19 protein-coding genes are annotated in these 19,777 nt (G+C 72.6%); 8 read left to right on the top strand and 11 right to left on the bottom strand.

Going from position 1 to position 19,777, the window contains the following annotated elements:
* Positions 1-35: 35 nt before the first annotated feature.
* The 4 genes from AB0A74_RS35445 to AB0A74_RS35430 form a co-directional block, all read right to left on the bottom strand.
* A complete protein-coding gene (locus AB0A74_RS35445) occupies positions 36-1,622 on the bottom strand; it encodes a TROVE domain-containing protein (protein WP_358256526.1) in 1,587 nt (528 codons plus the stop codon).
* A gap of 250 nt (positions 1,623-1,872) precedes the next feature.
* Complete coding sequence (locus tag AB0A74_RS35440) at positions 1,873-2,556, bottom strand: CAP domain-containing protein (protein WP_358256524.1); 684 nt, start codon at positions 2,554-2,556, stop codon at positions 1,873-1,875.
* Positions 2,557-2,798: 242 nt separating this feature from the next.
* Positions 2,799-4,082: a HAMP domain-containing sensor histidine kinase gene (locus AB0A74_RS35435; RefSeq protein ID WP_358256522.1), complete on the bottom strand. Its 1,284-nt coding sequence runs from the start codon at positions 4,080-4,082 to the stop codon at positions 2,799-2,801.
* A 1-nt stretch (position 4,083) separates the two neighbouring features.
* Positions 4,084-4,764, bottom strand: a complete 681-nt coding sequence (locus tag AB0A74_RS35430) for a response regulator transcription factor (RefSeq protein ID WP_343934804.1) — start codon at positions 4,762-4,764, stop codon at positions 4,084-4,086.
* Positions 4,765-4,932: 168 nt separating this feature from the next.
* Here AB0A74_RS35430 and AB0A74_RS35425 point away from each other — a divergent pair, with 168 nt between their 5' ends.
* Positions 4,933-6,240, top strand: coding sequence for a cation:proton antiporter (locus AB0A74_RS35425; RefSeq protein WP_358256520.1), 1,308 nt, complete (start codon positions 4,933-4,935; stop codon positions 6,238-6,240).
* 30 nt (positions 6,241-6,270) lie between these two features.
* On the opposite strand, the gene AB0A74_RS35420 is transcribed toward AB0A74_RS35425, so the two are convergent.
* Together AB0A74_RS35420 and AB0A74_RS35415 are read right to left on the bottom strand one after the other, a co-directional pair.
* The gene (locus AB0A74_RS35420) at positions 6,271-7,047 is read right to left on the bottom strand and encodes a MerR family transcriptional regulator (protein WP_358256518.1); all 777 of its coding nucleotides are present in this window, start codon (positions 7,045-7,047) and stop codon (positions 6,271-6,273) included.
* Positions 7,040-7,444 carry a VOC family protein gene (locus AB0A74_RS35415; RefSeq protein WP_358256516.1) on the bottom strand — a complete coding sequence of 135 codons (405 nt, stop codon included), beginning with the start codon at positions 7,442-7,444 and terminating at the stop codon, positions 7,040-7,042. The genes AB0A74_RS35420 and AB0A74_RS35415 overlap by 8 nt, the downstream gene beginning before the upstream one ends.
* A 79-nt stretch (positions 7,445-7,523) precedes the next feature.
* Between AB0A74_RS35415 and AB0A74_RS35410 the strand changes: the two genes are divergently transcribed.
* Positions 7,524-8,048, top strand: coding sequence for a hypothetical protein (locus AB0A74_RS35410; protein WP_358256514.1), 525 nt, complete (start codon positions 7,524-7,526; stop codon positions 8,046-8,048).
* Here the strand turns inward: AB0A74_RS35410 and AB0A74_RS35405 are convergent.
* Positions 8,040-8,495 carry an Lrp/AsnC family transcriptional regulator gene (locus AB0A74_RS35405; RefSeq protein ID WP_343934799.1) on the bottom strand — a complete coding sequence of 152 codons (456 nt, stop codon included), beginning with the start codon at positions 8,493-8,495 and terminating at the stop codon, positions 8,040-8,042. The two genes, AB0A74_RS35410 and AB0A74_RS35405, sit on opposite strands and share 9 nt — an antisense overlap.
* Before the next feature lie 119 nt (positions 8,496-8,614).
* Here AB0A74_RS35405 and AB0A74_RS35400 point away from each other — a divergent pair, with 119 nt between their 5' ends.
* Genes AB0A74_RS35400 through AB0A74_RS35380 form a run of 5 tightly spaced genes read left to right on the top strand, consistent with a single transcriptional unit; the run spans position 8,615 to position 13,133 of the window.
* Positions 8,615-9,676 (top strand): thiamine pyrophosphate-dependent dehydrogenase E1 component subunit alpha, encoded by a 1,062-nt coding sequence (locus AB0A74_RS35400; RefSeq protein WP_358256512.1) that lies wholly within the window; start codon positions 8,615-8,617, stop codon positions 9,674-9,676.
* Positions 9,673-10,671 carry an alpha-ketoacid dehydrogenase subunit beta gene (locus AB0A74_RS35395; RefSeq protein ID WP_358256511.1) on the top strand — a complete coding sequence of 333 codons (999 nt, stop codon included), beginning with the start codon at positions 9,673-9,675 and terminating at the stop codon, positions 10,669-10,671. The genes AB0A74_RS35400 and AB0A74_RS35395 overlap by 4 nt, the downstream gene beginning before the upstream one ends.
* A complete protein-coding gene (locus tag AB0A74_RS35390) occupies positions 10,664-11,950 on the top strand; it encodes a dihydrolipoamide acetyltransferase family protein (RefSeq protein ID WP_358256509.1) in 1,287 nt (428 codons plus the stop codon). Before AB0A74_RS35395 ends, AB0A74_RS35390 begins: the two co-directional genes overlap by 8 nt.
* Positions 11,951-12,006: 56 nt before the next feature.
* Complete coding sequence (locus AB0A74_RS35385; RefSeq protein WP_358256507.1) at positions 12,007-12,567, top strand: GNAT family N-acetyltransferase; 561 nt, start codon at positions 12,007-12,009, stop codon at positions 12,565-12,567.
* A 5-nt stretch (positions 12,568-12,572) separates the two neighbouring features.
* Positions 12,573-13,133, top strand: a complete 561-nt coding sequence (locus AB0A74_RS35380) for a histone deacetylase (protein WP_358256506.1) — start codon at positions 12,573-12,575, stop codon at positions 13,131-13,133.
* Positions 13,134-13,149: 16 nt separating this feature from the next.
* On the opposite strand, the gene AB0A74_RS35375 is transcribed toward AB0A74_RS35380, so the two are convergent.
* The 4 genes from AB0A74_RS35375 to AB0A74_RS35360 are packed head-to-tail and all read right to left on the bottom strand — an operon-like array spanning position 13,150 to position 17,970.
* Positions 13,150-14,196 (bottom strand): GDSL-type esterase/lipase family protein, encoded by a 1,047-nt coding sequence (locus tag AB0A74_RS35375; RefSeq protein WP_358256504.1) that lies wholly within the window; start codon positions 14,194-14,196, stop codon positions 13,150-13,152.
* 6 nt (positions 14,197-14,202) lie between these two features.
* Complete coding sequence (locus AB0A74_RS35370; protein ID WP_358256503.1) at positions 14,203-14,862, bottom strand: ATP-binding cassette domain-containing protein; 660 nt, start codon at positions 14,860-14,862, stop codon at positions 14,203-14,205.
* Positions 14,859-15,524 (bottom strand): ATP-binding cassette domain-containing protein, encoded by a 666-nt coding sequence (locus tag AB0A74_RS35365; protein ID WP_358256501.1) that lies wholly within the window; start codon positions 15,522-15,524, stop codon positions 14,859-14,861. The genes AB0A74_RS35370 and AB0A74_RS35365 overlap by 4 nt, the downstream gene beginning before the upstream one ends.
* Positions 15,517-17,970, bottom strand: a complete 2,454-nt coding sequence (locus AB0A74_RS35360; RefSeq protein WP_358256499.1) for an FtsX-like permease family protein — start codon at positions 17,968-17,970, stop codon at positions 15,517-15,519. The genes AB0A74_RS35365 and AB0A74_RS35360 overlap by 8 nt, the downstream gene beginning before the upstream one ends.
* Positions 17,971-18,133: 163 nt before the next feature.
* Between AB0A74_RS35360 and AB0A74_RS35355 the strand changes: the two genes are divergently transcribed.
* Positions 18,134-19,666 (top strand): cellulose binding domain-containing protein, encoded by a 1,533-nt coding sequence (locus tag AB0A74_RS35355; RefSeq protein ID WP_358256497.1) that lies wholly within the window; start codon positions 18,134-18,136, stop codon positions 19,664-19,666.
* The last annotated feature ends 111 nt before the right edge of the window (positions 19,667-19,777 follow it).

The raw sequence follows: 19,777 nt of genomic DNA, 5'->3' as shown, positions 1-19,777 counted from the left end.
CCTCTGACGAGGCGCCGGCGCCACGTGGACACCCGCTAGAACGGCCAGTCGGCGTTCCGCCCGGCTTCCAGCAGGCCGATGGCCCGGAACGCGTGGTCGTCCAGCCCGCCGAACGTGTGGCGGTAGAAGGCGCCCGACGGTGCGTGCCCGCGTCGGTAGCCCGCCAGGTTCCAGGTGTAGAGCGGGATGCCGTTGGGCACCGCCCGGTTCACGTCGGCGCCGTCCGCCTGCTCGTCGGTCAGGACCACCACGCGGTCGTGGCGGCGCAGGTGCTTGCGGATCGCGTACGCCGTCGCCGTGCCGCCGTCGAGCAGGTAGCCCTCCGCCCGCCACCGCGTCACGGCGGCGAGCAGGGACTCGGCTCGCCGCGGTCGGAACTGCTTCGTCCCGGTGCCGTGGTACGGGCTGGAGAACGACACGACGTCAGCGTGCTCGCACCGCGCCCCCAGGGCGAGGCCGAACACGACCGCCGCGTCCCACCGCCGCAGGGTGCCGTTCCCGGCGAACGGCCCCCGCATCGACCCGGAGGTGTCCACGAGGACCAGCGTGCGGCCGGGCAACACCGGGACGCCGGCCAGGCAGTGGTCGAGCGCCTGTTCCAACGCCGGTCCCCACCGCGCCGAGGCGGCCCGGTGCGCCGACAGGAACCGCAGGGGCAGTTGCCGGGACCGCGCCACCTCGTCGGGGTCGGCCAACCGCGCGGCGACGGTCGAGGCCACCTCGTCGGACACCCCGGCCGCGTCGAAGTTGCGCAGGTTGCGCAGCAACGCCATGTACCCCATGGACGGGATCAGCGCTTCCCACACCTCGGCGGTCATCGGGCCTTGCAGCCAACCCGCCACCGACTCCCACGTCATGCCCGCCCCGCGCAGCACCGCCGCCGCGTCGTCCCGCCCGAACAGGGCACGCCGCCGCTCCACCGGCCACGACACCAGGTCCGCCCGCCTGGTGAGCACGCCCAGCACCGCCGGGATCGCGGAATCGTTGCCGTGGCGGCGATCCAGCGCGTGGGCGAACAGGTCCGACTGCCGGGGACGACGGGTGACCGGGTGCACGAGGTTGAGCACGTCGCCGAAGCGCAGGCCGCGCGCGGCGCTGTCGTACTTGACCAGCGAGCGCTCGTCGTACAGGCGCAGGACCGCGTCCGCGACACCGCGCTTGACCGGCTTGGGAACCGCCCGCCCGTGGGTGCTCAACCAGTACGCCAGCAGTTCGCCCGGCTCGTCGGCCCGGAGCAGGACGCTGTCGATCACCGAGCGGTTCGACGGTCCGCGCTCGTCGCCGGCGTCGAGGCGGGCGCGCACGTACTCGGCCGCGCCGACCACGGCGGCGGAGCGCAGGTTCGCGTCCCGGCGCAGCCAGGCGAGCAGGCGGGCGGTCCAGCCCGGGTCTTCCAGCGCCGCCGCTCGCACGAGCGCGGTGTACCGGTCGCCCCGTTCGCCGGCCGGCTCGTAGAAGGTGTTCTCCCCGACCATGTTGGTGACGGCCAACAGGAACAGCTCCGAGCGCGTGTCACGCGCGTAGCCCGCGCCACCCTCGTGCGTCGGGCCGGACGGGGTGCGCTCGGCCTTGACGAAGCTGGTGACCAGGGTGCGCAGCGCACCGACGTTGAACTTCGCCATGGGACCCACCTCCGTCGCGGACGAGAAACGCGCACGCGCCCTCCGGAGAGGACGCGTGCGCGGGTGCGCTCCCGAGATCAGAGTCGACGAAGGTACAGCTGCTCTGCCAGTTGAGCTACGACGCCCGAAGCGCCGACGGGATTCGAACCCGCAACCCGCCCATCAACAGTGGAAGTAACCCTCGTCTGCGCACCGGGAGCGCTGCTCAAGCGTGCCCCGCGCCCAGGTGGGGTCACAACCGATTATCCCGCTACCAACCGAAGTTCTGGGTCCAGTAGATGCCGTACGAACCGCCGCGCGCCATGCCGACGCCCAGGGTCTTCAGCTTGCAGTTGAGGATGTTCGCCCGGTGGCCGGGGGATTCCATCCAGCCCTTCACCACGGCCTCCGGCGTGCGCTGGCCCGCGGCGATGTTCTCCGCGCCCGGCGACGGGTAGCCGGCGGCCTTGATGCGGTCGGCGAAGGTGCGGCCGTCCTTGGAGGTGTGGCTGAAGTAGTTCTGCGCCGCCATGTCCGCGCTGTGCCCGCGGGCGGCCCGGTCGAGGCGCTCGTCGATCCCCAGCGCCGGGCAGCCGTTGGCCACGCGTTCGGCGTTGGTCAGGTTGAACACCTTGGCCTCGGCCAGTTCCACCTCGGTCTTGGCGGGGGTCGCCACGGGCTCGGGCCGCCGCGGCGGCGCCTCGGTGGTGGTGGTGACGGGCGGCTGGGGTTCGGTCGTGGTGGTGGTCTCGGTGGTGGTCGTGGTCGTCGGGGTGGCGGACGACGGGGCCGTGGGCGAGGACGACGCGGCCGGGGTGCCGGCCTGGGACGTCGTGCGGACCGACGTGGTGGCCGTGGCGGTCACCAGGCCGATCTCCTCGGGTTCCTCGCAGCCGGCCAGCGCCAGGCCGGCCAGCACGACGACGACGGGCAGTGCACGCTTGTTGCGGAACACGCGGAAAACCTCATCTGCATTCGACGGCTTTTCGGGTGCGGCGACCGCGGTGGCGTCTTTTCGCAGGGTAGACGCTCGCGGTCGCCGCACCGAACGTGGATTGGTGGCCGGGCAAGGGGGAGAGCGCTGCGGTCGTCACCAATTCCGGGAATGACCTTGGCAGCCATTTCCGCGAATGTCAACAAGCGATTTATTTAAGGAACATTTAAAGGTGCCATCAGGTGCGCCAAAGAAAGCGCCGGCTAGCCTTGGTGCTCCGGTAGCCGGGTCAGCCGCAACTGCACCCGGGTGCCCCCGAGCGGCCCGCGGTCCACGACCAGCGAGCCTCCGGTGGACTCGGCCGCGCGGCGGGCGATGTCGAGTCCGAGACCGGTGGAGCCGGCGCTGCTGCTTCCACGGCGCAGCGCCGTCTCCAGGTCCTCGATGCCCGGTCCGGCGTCCTCGATGACGATCACCACCTGCTCGGGCCGGTGGAACAGCGCCACCACGAACCCCGTGCCCTCCGGCGTGTGCCGGAAGATGTTGCCCAGCACCACGTCCATCGCCGCGGCCAGGTCGCTGCGGGTCAGCGGCACGAACGCGGGCCGCTCGGTGCCGCGCAGGTTCCACAGCCGGTCCTGGTCGTCGGCCAGCGCGGACCAGAAGACCAGCCGGTCGTGCACGACCTGCGCCGCGTCGCACCGCCCGCCCGCGGGGTCGTCCAACTCCTTGCGGGCGGCCCGCACCAGCTCGTTGACCTCGCGCTCCAACGCGTGCACCGCCTGCCGCACGCGGTTGGCGCCGGGGTCGGTGCCCAACGTCTCGGAGTCCAGGCGCAGCGCCGTCAACGGGGTGCGCAGCCGGTGCGACAGGTCGGCCAGGATCTCCCGCTCGTTGGCCATCAACTGCCCGATCCGGTCGGCCATCCGGTTGAACGCGCCGCCCGCGTCGGCCAGCTCCGGCGGACCGGTGGGCGTGACGCGCGTGGTCAGGTCGCCCTGCTCCATCCGCCGCGCCCCCTCGGCCAGCGCCCGCGACGCCCGCACCACCCGCGCCCCCAGCCGGTCGGCGACCAGCACCGACGCCAGCACCAGCGACACCGCCACCCCGGACAGCGCGAGCCACGCCGAGGTGACGTTGCGCGACAGCTCGGCCGACGGCACGAACGCCTCCACCACCGCCACCCGGTCCTCACCCAGCACCACGGGCTGGAGGTGGACCCACCCGTCGGACACGGACTCGCTGAACGCCAACCCCTTCTCCCGCGCCTGCCGCAACTGGTCGCCGGTCGCCTTCACCTCGCCCACCACCTGCCCGCCGGGCAGGTGCACGGCCACCCGGCCGGAGATCGACGCCAGCGCCTGCTGCACGGTCACCGGGTCGTCGGTGATCACCAGCACCGGCGTCAGCGCGCCCGCCTGCCGCTCGGCGTCGGTCACCGCCCGGTCCTCGGCCAGCTGCCGCACCACCAGGGCCAACGGGATCAGGAACGCCAGCGCCACCATCGACGTGACGGCGAGCGAGACCAGGGCCAGCGACTTGCGCACGTCACTCCGCCGCGGTCAGCTTGAACCCGACACCGCGCACGGTGTGCAGGTAGCGCGGCTGCGCGGCCCGCTCCCCGAGCTTGCGGCGCAGCCACGACAGGTGCACGTCCAGCGTCTGGTCGTCGTGCCGGCCGGGCAGGTTCCACAGGTTGGCCAGCAGTTCCGCGCGCGGCACGACCTTGCCCTCCCGCGCCGCCAGGTAGGCCAGGAGGTCGAACTCCTTGCGGGTCAGGTTCAGCTCGCGCCGGCCCAGCCGCGCCTCCCGCCGGTCCAGGTCGATGCTCAGCTGCCCGATCCGGATCGGCTCGGGCCGGTCCTCCTTGCGCGCCCGGCGCAGCACCGCCGACAGCCGCGCCGCGAGGTGCTCGCTGGAGAACGGCTTGACCAGGTAGTCGTCCGCGCCCGCGTTGAGCAGCCGCACGATCTCGGCCTCGTCGTCGCGGGCGGTGGCCACGATCACCGGCACGTCGCACACGCCGCGCATCATCCGCAACGCGTCCGCGCCGTCCATGTCGGGCAGCCCGAGGTCCAGCACGACCAGGTCGAACGTGGCGCCCGCTACCTCCCGCAACGCCTCCAGCGCCGTGCCCACCGGCAGCACCGCGTGCCCCAGGCCGGACAACGCGCGCGTCACCGCCGACCGCACCACCGGGTCGTCCTCGACGAGCAGCACCGAGACCATGGCGGGCACCGTAACGCCCCTGTGCGCGACCGACGGGAATGCCCCACGCACATGTGGCGCAGTTGACGTATTCGGCACCACGAAGTGCCTGGTCCTTCCGCCCGTGAGCGGACCGGCGTAGAGGTCGAGTGCACCGCTTTTCCGCACCGCACGACCGAGAGGGCCGAGATGACCGTTCTCGCCGCCGCGCCGCCGACCCCGATCGGCGCGCACCAGATGCTCGTGTTCCTGCTCCAGCTCGCCGTGCTGCTGGGCGTGGCGTTGGCGCTGGGCAAGCTCGCGGCCCGGTTCGGGTTGCCCCAGGTGGTGGGGGAGTTGGCGGCCGGCGTCCTGCTCGGCCCGTCGCTGCTGGCCCACGTCCTGCCCGCGCTGTCGGGCTGGCTGTTCCCGCCGGTGGCCGACCAGATCCACCTGCTCGACGCCGTGGGCCAGCTCGGGGTGCTGCTGCTGGTCGGGTTCACCGGCATGCACATCGACATGCCGATGGTCCGCCGCCGGGGCCGCACCGCGCTGTGGGTGTCGCTGGGCGGGTTGCTCATCCCGTTGGCGCTGGGCGTCGGCGTCGGGTTCGCGTTGCCCGCCTCGCTGCTGTCCGGCGGCAACGAGACGCTGGTGTTCGCGTTGTTCCTGGGCGTGGCGATGTGCGTGTCCGCCATCCCGGTCATCGCCAAGACCCTCGTGGAGCTGAACCTGTTGCACCGCGACATCGGCCAGCTCACCATCAGCGCCGCCGCCGTCGACGACATCGTCGGCTGGTCCCTGCTGTCGGTGGTGTCCGCGATGGCCACCACCGGGCTGCGCCTCGGCCACGTCGCCCTCACCGTCGGCAGCCTGGCCGCCGCGCTGCTGGTCGCCGTGCTGCTCGGCCGCCCGGCGGTCAAGACCGCGCTGACCCTGGCCAACCGGTCCACCGACGCCGGTCCCACGGTCGCGGCCGTGGTGCTGCTGCTGGTCGCCTCCGCCGCCGGCACCCACGCGCTGGGCCTGGAGCCGATCCTCGGGACGTTCCTGTGCGGCATCCTGCTGGGCACGTCCGGCCTGCTGGACCGCCGCAAGCTCGCGCCGCTGCGCACCATCACCATGGCCGTGCTCGCGCCGATCTTCTTCGCCACCGCCGGGCTGCGGATGGACCTGACCCTGCTCGGCCAGTGGCCCGTGCTGGTCTCGGCGCTGGTGGTGCTGGCCATCGCGATCGGCGGCAAGTTCGCCGGCGCGTACCTGGGCGCGCGCCTGTCCAAGCTGACCCACTGGGAGGGGTTGGCGCTGGGGGCGGGGCTGAACGCGCGCGGCGTCATCGAGGTCATCGTGGCGATGGTCGGCCTGCGGGTGGGCGTGCTGACCACGGCCGGCTACACGATCGTCGTGCTGGTCGCGGTCGTGACGTCCCTGATGGCGCCGCCGATGCTGCGCTACGCCGTGAAGCACATCGAGACCACCGACGAGGAACGCCGCCGCGAGCAGACCTTCGCCGGCTGAGGCCAGCCGGCTCAGGTCGGCCGGCTCAGGTCAGGGGACGCGGTGCAGGACCTCCGTGCGCAGGAGGTGGGCCGGGGTGGTGGCCGGGTCGTCCAGGTAGCGCTCGTAGACGGGGCCGGCCGGGTGGTGGCGGTGTTCGTGCAGCCAGCGGACCAGGCCGTGGTAGGCGATGGGCAGCGCGTCGAGCGGGCCGACGTGGACGACCCGGGCGAACCGGCCGCCCGGCCACGGCTCGACGCGCAGCCCGGCCACCGGCCCCGCCACCTCCAGCCGGACCCGGATGGTGAAGCTGTGCGCGAGCTTCAACGGGTACTCGCCGATCACCGGCGCGCCGGCGTCCACGCCCGGGGTCGCGAGGAGCCTGCCGATCAGCTCCGCCGCGTCCTGCCCGGTCGTGTCGGCGTGCGCCGGCCCGGTGAGCGCGACCGTGTCCCGGTCGGGCAGCTCGACCACGTCGGGCCGCACGTCCGGCAGGCGCGGGGCGTCCCGCAGGGCGTCCACCAGGGCCAGGGCGCGTTCGGCCCGCGCCACCTGCCGGCGCAGGCGGACGCGTTCGGCGGCCAGCACGTCGTGCAGCGGGGTGCCGCCGACGAGGTGCTCCTTGATGCGGTCCAACGGGGTGCCGAGGTCGCGCAGGGTCGTCACGCACAGCACGTCGCCGAGCTGGTCCCACCGGTAGTAGCGGTAGTTCGTGGCGGGATCGACCCGGGCGGGCACCACCACGCCGAGGGCGTGGTAGTGCCGCAGCGCCTTGACCGTGACCCGCGCGGCCTCGGCGAACACCCCGATCGGGACGAGGTCAGACATAGGACGGGGCGTGCTCGGCGTCCGGCGGGATGGGCTTGATCACGTCCACCATCGTGCCGTTCGGGTCGAGCGTGATGAAGTGCCGCTGGCCCCAGGGTTCGTCGCGCAGGTCGAGCAGCATGGTCAGCCCCGCGTCGAGGGCCTTCGCGTGCACGCCGTCCACGTCCTCGACCTCGATGGCCACCAGGGTGCCGGCGGGCAGCTCGCGGCGCCCCTCGGGCACGCTGCCGTGGTCGCGCCGCACGACGCCGATCTGGAGGTGCGTCGAGCCGGCCTGCAACTGCACGTACCAGTCGTTCTCGAACACGGGGGTCATGCCGAACAGCGACGCGTAGAAGTCGCGGGTGGCCGTGATGTCGTCGCTGCAGATCGTGGGGAAGATGCCGGTGATCGTCATGCGGCGCAGCGTGGGGTCTCCCGTCGGGGGAGGGTCAACCCCGCCGGCGCGGTCCCCGGCAGCCGGCAGGATGTCCCGCGTGACCCGGGGCCTGCAGTACCTCGCGGCGTGGACGGCGTCCACGGCCGTGGCGGTCGCCTTGTCGTGGCTGGGCATCCGCTTCGTGCTGGACGCGGGCGTCCCCGAACGCCCCCGCCTGGTGGCCGGCCCGACGCAGCAGTCCAGCGCGGTCCCCACGACCACCACCACGACCACGCCCGTGCCCACCACCACGGTCGTCGTCACCACCAGACCGCCGACGACGACCACCACGACCACCACGACGACGGCCCCGCCCCTGCCGCCGGAGAACGGCACGTGGAGCGAGCAGAACGGCGAACCGGTCTACCTGCGCAGCTTCCGCCTCCAGGGCGGCGTCGCGGCGATCCGCTTCTCGGCGAGCGAGATCGAACCCATCTCCGCCACCCCGCGCCAGGGCTTCGCCGCCAGCGTCGAGCAACCCGCCGACGCCGTCGTGGTGGAGTTCGTCGGCGCGGGCCACCGCTCCCGCCTGGAGGCCACCTGGGTCAACGGGCCGCAGTGGCGCATCGTCGAGTCAGGTTGACAGCTCGTCGAGGATGAGCACGGTGTGGCTGGACGTCACGTCCGGCATCGTCTGGAGCCGGGACAGCACCAGGTCGCGCAGGCTGTGCGCGTCCGGGGCCCGGACCAGCAACACCAGGTCGTAGTCCCCGGACACCAGCGCCCCGTGCCAGACCTCCGGGATCTCCAGGACCCGCTGCCGCACCGCCTTCCACGAGTGCTGGCTGATCTTCAGGTACACGTACGCCGAGATCCCGAACCCGTACCGCTCCGGGTCCACCACCGCCGCGTACCCGGTGATCACCCCGTCCCGGTGCAGCCGCTCCACCCGCGAGTACGCGCTCGCGCGCGAGATGTGCAGCTTCTCCGCCAGCGCCCGCATCGACAGCCGGCCGTCCTCGCGCAGCGCCTCCACGATGCGGCGGTCGGTCGCGTCGAGCGGTGCCGAATGTCCAGGTCTGGGCGTCATGTGGCGCACTGTAACCCCCCTGCGCGGCCATTCGTCCAGATTTCGGAGGCGGATCTGGAACTTTGGTCGGTGTGACGCGGACCATGCCCCCACTCGCAACATGAGGGTCGGAGGAGCTGATGGTCCCCACAAGGGAACTGCTGCCCACAGCGGAACCGCTGTCGCTGCTGCGCAAGGACGGCTCGCCGGTCGAGGACTCGCCGCTGGCGATGCCCCACGACGACGTCCTGCTGGAGCTGCACCGCCGCATGGTCGTCGGCCGCCGCTTCGACACGCAGGCCACCGCGCTGACCAAGCAGGGCCGGCTGGCCGTGTACCCGTCGTCGCGCGGGCAGGAGGCGTGCGAGGTCGGGTCGGTGCTCGCGCTGCGCGAGCAGGACTGGCTGTTCCCCACCTACCGCGACTGCGTCGCCCTGGTGACGCGCGGGGTGGACCCGGCCGAGACCCTGACGCTGCTCCAGGGCGGCTGGCACCTGGGCTACGACCCGTACGAGCACCGCGTCGGCCCGCAGTGCACCCCGCTGGCCACCAACACCCTGCACGCCGTCGGCTTCGCGCACGCCGCCCGCGTCAAGGGCGAGGACACCGCCGCGCTGGTGTTCGTCGGCGACGGCGCGACCAGCGAGGGCGACACGCACGAGGCGCTGAACTTCGCCGGCGTGTGGAAGGCCCCGGTCGTCTTCCTGGTGCAGAACAACGGCTACGCCATCAGCGTGCCCATGTCCAAGCAGAACGCCGCGCCGTCGTTGGCGCACAAGGGCATCGGCTACGGCGTGCCGTCCGTGCTGGTCGACGGCAACGACGCCGCCGCCGTGTACGCCGTGGTCAAGGAAGCGATCGAGGCCGGCGGCCCCACCCTCGTCGAGGCGATCACCTACCGCATCGAGGCCCACACCAACGCCGACGACGCCACCCGCTACCGCACCTCCGACGAGGTCGCCGCGTGGCTGGACCGCGACCCGGTGGACCGCCTGGACACCTACCTGACCGCGCGCGGCCTGCTGACCCCCGAGCGGCGCGCCGCCGTCGCGGCCGAGGCCGAGGAGTTCGCCGCCGGCGTCCGCGCCGCGCTCAACACCGACCACGAGCACGACCCCATGTCGTTGTTCGAGCACGTCTACGCGACCCCCACCCGACACCTGCGCGAGCAGGCCGCGATGCTGGCGGAGGAACTGGCATGACCGCCCTCTCGATGGCCGGCGCGCTCAACCGGGCGATGGCCGACGCCCTGGCCGAGGACCCGACCGTGCTGGTGTTCGGCGAGGACGTCGGCGCGCTGGGCGGCGTGTTCCGGGTGACCGACGGCCTGGAGGCCCGCTTCGGCTCCACCCGCGTGTTCGACACGCCGCTGGCCGAGTCGGGGATCGTCGGCACCGCGATCGGCATGGCCATGAACGGCCTGCGCCCCGTGGTGGAGATGCAGTTCGACGCCTTCGCCTACCCCGCGTTCGAGCAGATCACCAGCCACCTGGCCAAGCTGCGCAACCGGACCCGCGGACGCGTCTCGTTGCCGGTCGTGATCCGGGTGCCTTACGGCGGTGGCATCGGCGGCGTGGAGCACCACTGCGACTCGTCCGAGGCGTACTACACCCACACGCCGGGCCTGACGGTCGTCACGCCGGGCACGCCCGACGACGCGTACCGCCTGCTGCGCGACGCCATCGCGTCACCCGACCCGGTGATCTTCATGGAGCCGAAGCGCCGCTACTGGTCCAAGGGCGAGGTGTCGTTCGACCAGTCGGTGCCCATGGACCGGGCGCTGGTCCGCCGCCCCGGCAAGGACGTCACCCTCATCGCGTACGGCCCGATGGTCGCCACCGCGCTGGAGGCGGCCGAGGCCGCGACGGAGGAGGGCTGGGACGTCGAGGTGGTCGATCTGCGGTCGCTGGCCCCGTTCGACGACGAGACGGTGTGCGCGTCCGTGCGGCGCACCGGTCGCGCGGTGGTCGTCCACGAGGCTTCCGGGTTCGGCGGCTACGGCGCGGAGGTCGCGGCCCGCGTGACCGAGCGCTGCTTCCACCACCTGCACGCGCCGGTCCTGCGGGTGACCGGGTGGGACATCCCGTACCCGCCGCCGAAGCTGGAGGAGCACCACCTGCCGAACGTGGACCGCATCCTGGACGCGATCGCCCGCCTGCAGTGGGACGACGAGGTCGTGGAGGTGCGCGGTGCCTGACTTCCGCCTGCCCGACCTGGGCGAGGGGCTGACCGAGGGCGAGATCGTGAACTGGCTGGTGGCGGTGGGTGACACCGTGACCATCGACCAGCCGGTGGTGGAGGTCGAGACGGCCAAGGCGGTCGTCGAGGTCCCGTGCCCGTACGCCGGCGTGGTGACCGCGCGGCACGGCGAGGAGGGCGAGAAGCTGGCGGTCGGGTCGGTGCTGCTGACGGTGGGCGACGTGTCCTCGGAGTACAGCGGCAACGTCCTGATCGGCTACGGCACCTCAGAACCCACCCGCCGCACCCGCCGCTCCCGCCGCCCGGTCTCCACCGCTCCGGCCACCGCGCCGACGGCGACCGGCCTCGCGCCCGCTGTCATCTCGCCGATCGTCCGGCAGCTGGCCCGCGAGCACGGCCTGTCCCTGAGCGCGATCCGAGGCACCGGCCCCGGCGGGGTGATCCGCCGAGCAGACGTCGAGCGCGAACTCGCCGCCGCGACGCCCGCCGCCGCCCAACCCACCGCCGCCCAAGCCGCTCAGCCCACCGCCGCGCAACCCGCCGCCCAAGCCGCGCAACCCACCGCCGCGCAACCCACCGCAGCCCAACCCACCGCAGCCCAACCCACCGCAGCCCGTCGCATCCCGTTGCGTGGCCTGCGCGGAGCCGTGGCCGAGAAGCTCGCCACCTCCCGGCGTGAGATCCCCGAAGCCACCGTCTGGGTGGACGTCGACGCCACCGGCCTGCTCGACGCCCGAGCCGCCCTCCCCGGCGTCTCCCTCCTCGCCCTCCTGGCCCGCTTCACCGTCCTCGGCCTGCGCAAGTTCCCCGAACTGAACTCCCGCGTCGAACAGGACGAGATCGCGGTCCTCGACGAGATCAACCTCGGCTTCGCCGCCCAGACCGACCGCGGCCTGGTCGTCCCCGTCGTCAAGGACGCCCACACCCTCACCACGTCCACCCTCGCCCAGCGCATCACCGAACTCGCCACCCAGGCCCGCGAAGGACGCATCCCCCCGACCGCCCTCACCGGCGGCACCTTCACGGTCAACAACTACGGCGTCTTCGGCGTCGACGGCTCGGCCGCGATCATCAACCACCCCGAAGCCGCGATCCTCGGCATCGGCCGCATCATCGACCGACCGTGGGCCGTGGACGGGCAGCTGGCCGTCCGCAAGGTCGCCCAGCTGACCCTCGCCTTCGACCACCGCGTGTGCGACGGCGGCACGGCGGGCGGGTTCCTGCGGTTCGTCGCCGACTGCGTCGAGAACCCGATCACCGCACTCGCTGAGCTGTAAGCGAAACCCGTGCGACCCGGCCCACCCCGGGCCGGGTTCCCCATACATTGGCCCACGTGACCAAGCCCGACTACCCGATCCGCACCGAGCGCCTCACCCTGCGCCCCTTCACCCCCGACGACCACGCCGACCTGCACGCCTACCAGTCCCGACCGGACGTGGTGCGCTACCTCTACGGCGAAGCCCGCACCCCCGAGGAGACGACGGACAACCTCAAGCTCAAGATGTCCGTCACCTGGCCCGAGAAGGAGGGCGAGCACGTCGCCCTCGCGGTCGTCCACGAAGGACGGGTCATCGGCGAGACGGTCCTCAAGTACCTCAGCCAGGCCCACCGCCAGGGCGAGATCGGCTACATCTTCCACCCCGACCACCACGGCCGCGGCTTCGCCACCGAAGCGTCGCGGGCCATGCTGGAGTTGGGTTTCGTCAACCTCGGCCTGCACCGCATCGTCGCCTCCTGCGACGCGAACAACGACCGCTCGTGGCAGGTCATGGAACGCCTCGGCATGCGCCGCGAAGCCCACTTCCGGCACAACGAGATCTTCAAGGGCGCGTGGGGCGAAGAGCTGGTCTACGCGATCCTCGAAGACGAGTGGCGCGCCGCCAACCACCGCTGAAGCGCATGGCACGGGTCTGGTACGTCAGCTACGGCTCGAACATGCACCTCGACCGGTTCACCCGCTACCTGGACCTGTGCCGCGAGCCGACGCCGCCCGTGGCCACCCGGCCGCTCACCGTGCCGGGCGGCGTCTACTTCGCCACCGAGTCACCCGTCTGGGGTGGCGGCCGGGCGTTCTACGACCCGGACCTCCCGCGCACCGCGGCCGCCCGCGCGTACCTGATCACCGAACGCCAGTTCGCGGACGTGGTCGCCCAGGAGATGTACCGCGCCCCCGACCGGGACCTCGACCTCCGGACCGCCCTCGCGACCGGACGCCACGCCCTGGGCCCGGGCCGCTACGAGACCCTGCTCCACCTGGGCGACCACGCCGGCCACCCGGCCCTGACCTTCACCGCGCCCTGGAGCGCGGCCGACGTCGAGCACACCGCCCCGACCGCGGCCTACCTGCAGACGCTCAAGGCGGGCCTGCACGCCGCCCACGGCTGGAACGCCGACCAGACCGCCGCCTACCTGGCCGCCTGCACGCCGTTCTGGACGGTGACCGACCTGCGCGACCTGTGAACCGCGTCGGCCCGCGCTACCGCTGGTCCTGGTCCGCCACGGCGGAGAGGTCGCCGTCGGCGTCCACCACGCACGACGCCGACCGGTCGGTCGTGGCGAGGAACTCGCCCAGGCACCGGCCGAACTGCTCGTGCCCGCGGGCGTTGGGGTGGAAGGACTCCTGCAACGCGTGCCGCGCCCGCGCCTCGTCGCGCAACCCGTCGAAGTCCACGGTCAGCCGCGTGAACCACTCGGTGTCCGGGTTCTTCCCGCCCGCGCACGCCTCGTGCTTCAACCCCGCCCTGGACAGGTCCAGGAACCGCGCCCCCGCGCCGAACGCCGCCCGGCGCAACGCCGCGGACAGCTCACCCACCGCGGTGTCGCGCACCCACCGCAGGTCGGCGGTCCGGAGTGGACACCCGGCGAGGTTCTGCAGCTCGAACGGCAGGTCCGGCGTGACCGGCGCGGCGTAGGACTGGAGGACCAGGGTGTAGGAGCGGGGCGTGTAACCGGCTTCCCGCAGCACCCGGCGGACGTCCAGAAGCGCCTTCCGCACCTTGGGCACCATGCGCTCCACGCGCCCGCGCCAGTCCTCGGTCAGCGCCTTGGAGCAGTCTGCGCGCCGCTGGAACCACGCCTGCAAGCAGGTGTTGAGCACCTCGGCGAACCGGGGGTCGTCGTTCGCGCCCACGGCCACCACGACCGTGGTCACGCGGTGCTCGCGGGCGATCTGCCCCAGCCGGCGCGCCTGCGACCCCTCGGTGTTGCGGACCTGGTCGGTCAGCCCGACCTGCTCGGCGTTCGCGCCCGAGCACGCCAGGTTGAACACCTTGTCCACGGGCAGCTTCACCCGGTGGATGGACGCCTTCAACGACCGGTGGCACCAGTTGCCGCCCTCGCCGTCGGTGCCGGGCTCGTAGGTGCCCGCGCCCTCGCCGGACATCGTGCTGTCGCCCAGCGCCACGGCGGCGGTCGGCGCGTCGGGGCCCGGCCCGACCAGCGGCGGCTGCGCCGAGTCGGACACCACGAGCAGCAGGGCCACCAGCGGCAGCACCAGGAGCAGAGCGACGAGTCGGCGCACCATCGCGACCTATCCTACGGACACCCGGCCGCCCGAGAGGACCACCGTGCGGTCCGCGGCGCGGTGCACCTCGTCGTGGTGGGTCGCGATGAGCACGGCCGCCCCGGAGTCGGCGGCGCGGCGCAGCACCTCGACCGCGCGGGGCGCGCTCGCGTCGTCCAGGTGCGCGGTGGGTTCGTCGGCCAGCAGGACCCGCGGCGAGGCGATGACGGCCCGCGCGAGCGCCGCCCGCTGTTGCTGCCCGAACGACACCTCGCCGGGGTAGCGGTCACCCAGTTCAGCGATACCCAGTTCGGTGAGCAGGACTTCGACGCGGGACACGTCCCCGCCGGACCCGAGCCGCACCGGCAGCGCCACGTTCTCCGCCAGCGTCAGCTCGGTCGCCAGGCCCAGGGCCTGGGGGAGCAGCGCGCACACCGACCAGGCCGGGGGCGCGGTCAGCACCTGCCCGCACAGCTCCACGGTGCCCTCGTCGGGCCGGTCGAACCCGGCCAGCACGGTCAGCAGCGCGCTCTTGCCCGACCCGGACGGACCCGACAGGGTGACCAGCTCGCCGGCCTCCACCGCCAGGTCCACGCCGCGCAGCACGTGCACCGGTCCGCCGGCGTGCTCGAAGGACCGCTTGACGCCGACCGCTCGCAGCGCGGTCCCGGTCCGCAGGGCCGTCATGCCGCCAACGCTCCGTTCCGCAGGTCGAACCGGGTGTCGGCCAGCGCGATCAGCCTCGGGTCGTGGGAGGCCACGACCACCGGGACGCCGCGGGCGGCCAGGTCGCGCAGGGTGTCCAGGACGAGGTCCGCGGACGTCGCGTCGAGCTGGGAGGTCGGTTCGTCGGCCAGCACCACCGACGCGCCGCGGGCCAGGGCGCAGCCGAACGCCAGCCGTTGCTGCTGGCCGCCGGAGAGGGCGGAGACCTTCCACCCGGCCGTGCCGGGGAGGCCGAGCTGGTCGAGCAGCCCGTCCACGCCGGCGACCCGGCCGGCCGCCTGGGCGGCGGCGCGGAGGTTGTCGCCGACGGTCAGGTGGCCGATGAGGTTGTCGCCGGGGTTCTGGAACACCAGGGCGACCTCGGTGCGCCGCAGCGCCCGCCGGGCCCGCGCGGACAGGCCGGTGGTGCCGCGCCCGCGCAGCTCGACCGCGCCCAGCGTGGGCCGCTCGACCAGGCTGAGCACCCGCAGCAGCGTGGACTTGCCCGACCCCGACGGGCCGGCCAGCACGGTGATGCCGGTCGCGGGCACGTTCAGGGACACCTCCGACACGGCCGTCACCGACCCGGCGGGCGTCCGGTACTCCACGCCCACCTCGCGCAGCCGCAACACCGTCTCAGCCACGAATCAGCTCCCCGATCCTCGCCGACCGGACCGCGCGCACCGCGATCCACGCCGCCACCAGCACCACCAGCGCGCTCCCGGCGACCGTGGTCACCAGCAGCGGCACGACGTCGGGCACCTCCGGCGCGGGCGTCATCCGCGGCGCCGGGTCCAGCCTGGGCACGGCGAACCCGCTGCTCACCGCGCTCGCGGTCAACCCGACCGCCACCGCGACCAGGGCCAGCGCGCCCAGCTCCAGCAGGTGGCTGCCCAGCAGCGCCGAGGGCCGCAGCCCCATCCGCGTGCTGAACGCCCCCGAGACCGCGTTCTGCCGCCGCCGCACCTCGATCGCCAGCAGCAGCGCGATGGCCGCCACCACCGCGAGCACCGCGCCGATGGCCGTGACGAAGCCGAACGTCCACTGGATGGTCAGGAACGCCAGCCCCACGACCGCCTTGGACTTCTCGCCCACGTTGCGGTACTTGATCCCGCCGTCGGTCAGCGCCGCGGTCAGCTCGCCCAGCGGCAGCGACGACCAGACGTACCAGGAGCCGACGTCGTCGGGGTCCTTCACGAGTGACCGCGGCACCACCCAGCCCGAGGTGCCCAGCTTCGGGAACGACGGCACGTGCGCGGACGGGTTGATCGTCGGCAGGCCGGGCAGCGTGATCTCGCGGCGCGGCGCGGTGCCGACGCGCAGCGGCTCGGTCAGCCGGGCCGGGTCCACGCCGCTGGGGTACGCGCCGCGCGTGAACGTCTCCGGGTCCACGACGAGAGCGGTGTGGTCGTTGAGGACGCTCAGGCCCACGAGGGTCGAGTTGGACTTGAGCGCCTCGGGCAGCGTGGTGTCCGGCGAGACCTGCGCGTAGCTCTCCGCGCCGGTGTACATGCCGGACTTCACGTCCAGCGCGGTCTTCTGCGACCCGGCGATGCTCGTGCCGACCGCGATCGTGCCGATGGCCAGCACACCCACCAGCAGCACCCCGGTCACCGGCCCCGCGGCGGCGGCCAGGCGGCGGATCGCCAACTGGGCGGCCGGCTTGGACCACAGCGACGCCCGGTGCGAGGCGCGCAGCGCCCACCGCGCCACCCGGGCCGCCAGCAGCGCCGTCGTCAGGACGACCAGCAGCGGGAACGCCAGCGCCGCCGCGTCGATGCGGGGCAGGCCGCCGATCTTGAGCGGGGTGGCCAGGCCGCTGTGCTGCACCCGGTTCCACGCCCACACGGCCAGCGCGCCGGTCGCCAGCTCCCACGGCAGCGCGGTCAGCACCCGCCGGGTGCGGGAGCCCGAAGACGCCGACTGGAACGCCCGGTGCGCCCGGAACGCCGCCGCGGCCCACGTGACGGCGAGGCTCAGCGCGATCACGGCGACGACCGCGACGACCGCTTGCGGCACGGTGCCGGCGGGGAGGGCGGTCGAGGGCGCGTAGACCGGGAGGAGCAGCCACCCGACGCCCAGGCCCAGCGCCCCGCCGACGACCAGCGGCAGGCCCAGTTCGAGGATGGCCCGCCCGCCCAGCGCCGCCGGGCCCGACCCGCGCACCCACAGCAGGCGCAGTTCGGCGTGCCGGCGCTGGGCCCACTGCGCGGTCACCGTCGCCACCCCGGCCAGGCCGATGAGCAGGCTGATCAGCGTCAGCGGCAGGATCGCCGAGCGGACGTTGCGGGCCGTCTCGCGGGCGTTCTCGATCGGGAGGGGCAGGGGCGAGACGACCCGGAAGCCCTGGTGGTCGTAGGGCTTGACGAGGGCGGTGCCGGTGGCCAGGAGGTGGTCGGCCTCGTCCACGGTCGTGGGGACCTCGGCCGGGAAGCGGACCGTCACGTCGACCTGCCGGGTGAGTTGCGCCGGCAGGGCCGCGAAGGACTCCTCGCTGGGCATCCAGACCACGGAGGTCAGCAGGTCGTTGCGGCTGAGGATGTTGGGGACGACGAAGGACCGTTCGGAGCACCAGTAGGGCTCCAGCGGGTCGCGGACGTCGGCGTAGATCGCGGTGACCGGTGGGAGGGCGCCGTCCATGCCGCGCTTGCCCAGTCGCAGGTCCGTGGTGCGGGCGATGCTCTGGGGGACCCAGAGGCCGTCCTTGGAGCCGCCCTCCAGGACTTCCAGGTGGTCGGTGGCGCCGGGGCGGTAGCCGAACTTGGCGTAGGTCTGCTTGCCGCCGAAGTCCGTGCGGGCCTCGCGGGTGTAGGTCGCGGGGACCACTTGCTGGTTCCGGGCGTTGGCGCGGACGTCGTTGAGCAGCGGGGTGACCATGTCGCCGGGGACGGTGGTCTCCAGCGACGGGTGCAGCGATTCGGCGCACAGCCGGTCCTGCTGGTAGGCCAGCGCGGCGCTGCCCGAAGCGGAGTGGTGCATGACCGCGGCGGCCACCACGAAGCTCAGGAGGAGCGCGGTGATCACGCTGACCAGGAGTGTCAGCGGGCTCGACAACGCGGCGCGCGGGGCGGCTCTCCACGGTAGCTGCACGTTGTGAAAGTAACTTGCCGAAGCGCGTCGGTGTGCCGGATTTCGCATCGTCGCGGACGGTGGCCGCGCGGGTATCGACAGTGATCGCGTGGGTATTGACAGTGGTCGCGTGGTCTAGTCCAATTTTCACCACCTCAGGCCGCCACCGAGGAGATGACGAGAGATGTCCCGCAGAGTGTTGTTCGCCCGCGTGGCGGCGGTGTGCGCGCTGGTCCTGGGCGCGGTCGTGGTGAGCTTCGCGCCCGCCTACGCCGCGTCGGTGACGGCGACGTTCACCAAGACGTCGGCGTGGGAGTCCGGGTACACCGGCCAGTTCACGATCAAGAACGAGACCAGCACGGCGATCACGGGCTGGAAGGTCGAGTTCGACCTGCCGGCGGGGACGGCGGTGGGCGCGTACTGGGACGCGCTCCAGACCAACGCGTCCGGGCACTACACCTTCACCAACCGCGAGTACAACGGGAACGTCGCTCCTGGGGCTGCGGTGACGTTCGGCTTCAACGCGTCCGGTACTGCGGTGCCGGCGCAATGCAAGATCAACGGTGCTTCGTGTGCGGGGGCGCCTACGACGTCTACGACGACGTCCACGACGACGTCGTCCACCACGACGTCTACGACGACTTCCACGACGACTTCCGTTACTACGACTACGACTTCCACGACGACCACTCCGCCGCAGACCGGGTTGCCGCGGCGGGTGTTGGTGGGGTACCTGCACGCGAGCTTCGCGAACGGGTCCGGCTACATCCGCATGAAGGACGTGTCCCCGGACTGGGACATCATCAACCTGTCCTTCGCCGAGCCCACCTCCGCGACGTCGGGTGACCTCCGGTTCCAGCAGTGCCCGGTGGCCGAGTGTCCGAACGTCGAGAGCGAGGCGGAGTTCATCGCGGCCATCCGCGAGAAGCAGGCGCAGGGGCGGAAGGTCCTGATCTCCATCGGCGGCGCGAACGGCCAAGTCCAGCTGACCACGACGGCGGCGCGGGACGCGTTCGTGCGCAGCGCGAGCGCGATCATCGACAAGTACGGCCTGGACGGCCTCGACATCGACTTCGAGGGCCACTCCCTGTCGTTGAACGCGGGCGACACGGACTTCCGCAACCCGACGACCCCGGTGATCGTCAACCTGATCTCCGCCCTGAAGACGTTGAAGGCGAAGTACGGAGCCAAGTTCGTCCTGACGATGGCCCCGGAGACGTTCTTCGTCCAGGTCGGCTACCAGCACTACGGCGGCGGCAGCGGCGCCGACCCGCGGGCGGGCGCGTACCTGCCGGTCATCCACGCCATGCGCGACGACCTGACGTTGCTGCACGTCCAGCACTACAACTCGGGCCCGATCATGGGCCTGGACAACCAGTACCACTTCATGGGCGGCCACGACTTCCACGTGTCGATGGCGGACATGGTGCTGGCGGGCTTCCCGGTGCGCGGCGACGCGACGAAGTTCTTCACCGGCCTGCGCCAGGACCAGGTGGCGATCGGCCTGCCGGCGAGCGTCAACGCGGGCAACGGCTTCACGTCGGTGACCGAGACCCACAAGGCGCTGGACTGCCTGATGAAGGGCACGAACTGCGGCACCTACAAGCCGAAGGCCACGTACCCGAACCTGCGTGGGCTGATGACGTGGTCGGTCAACTGGGATCGCCACAACAACTACGAGTTCTCCAAGCTGCACCGGGCCTACCTGCCCCGCTGACGCTGGCTGAGAGCTGAGAGCGAAAAGATCAAGAGCGAAAAGCGGCGCTCGCCGCGCGGCAGGCCCCCGGGGGTGGAAGGGCGTCGGTTCGTTCCCCGTACGGCCTGCCGG

The sequence above is a fragment of the Saccharothrix sp. NPDC042600 genome, from assembly GCF_040647305.1.
Classification (GTDB): Bacteria; Actinomycetota; Actinomycetes; order Mycobacteriales; family Pseudonocardiaceae; genus Actinosynnema; species Actinosynnema mutabilis.
Note: the sequence above shows the minus strand (reverse complement) of the source record. Positions and strands in the feature narration are given on the sequence as shown.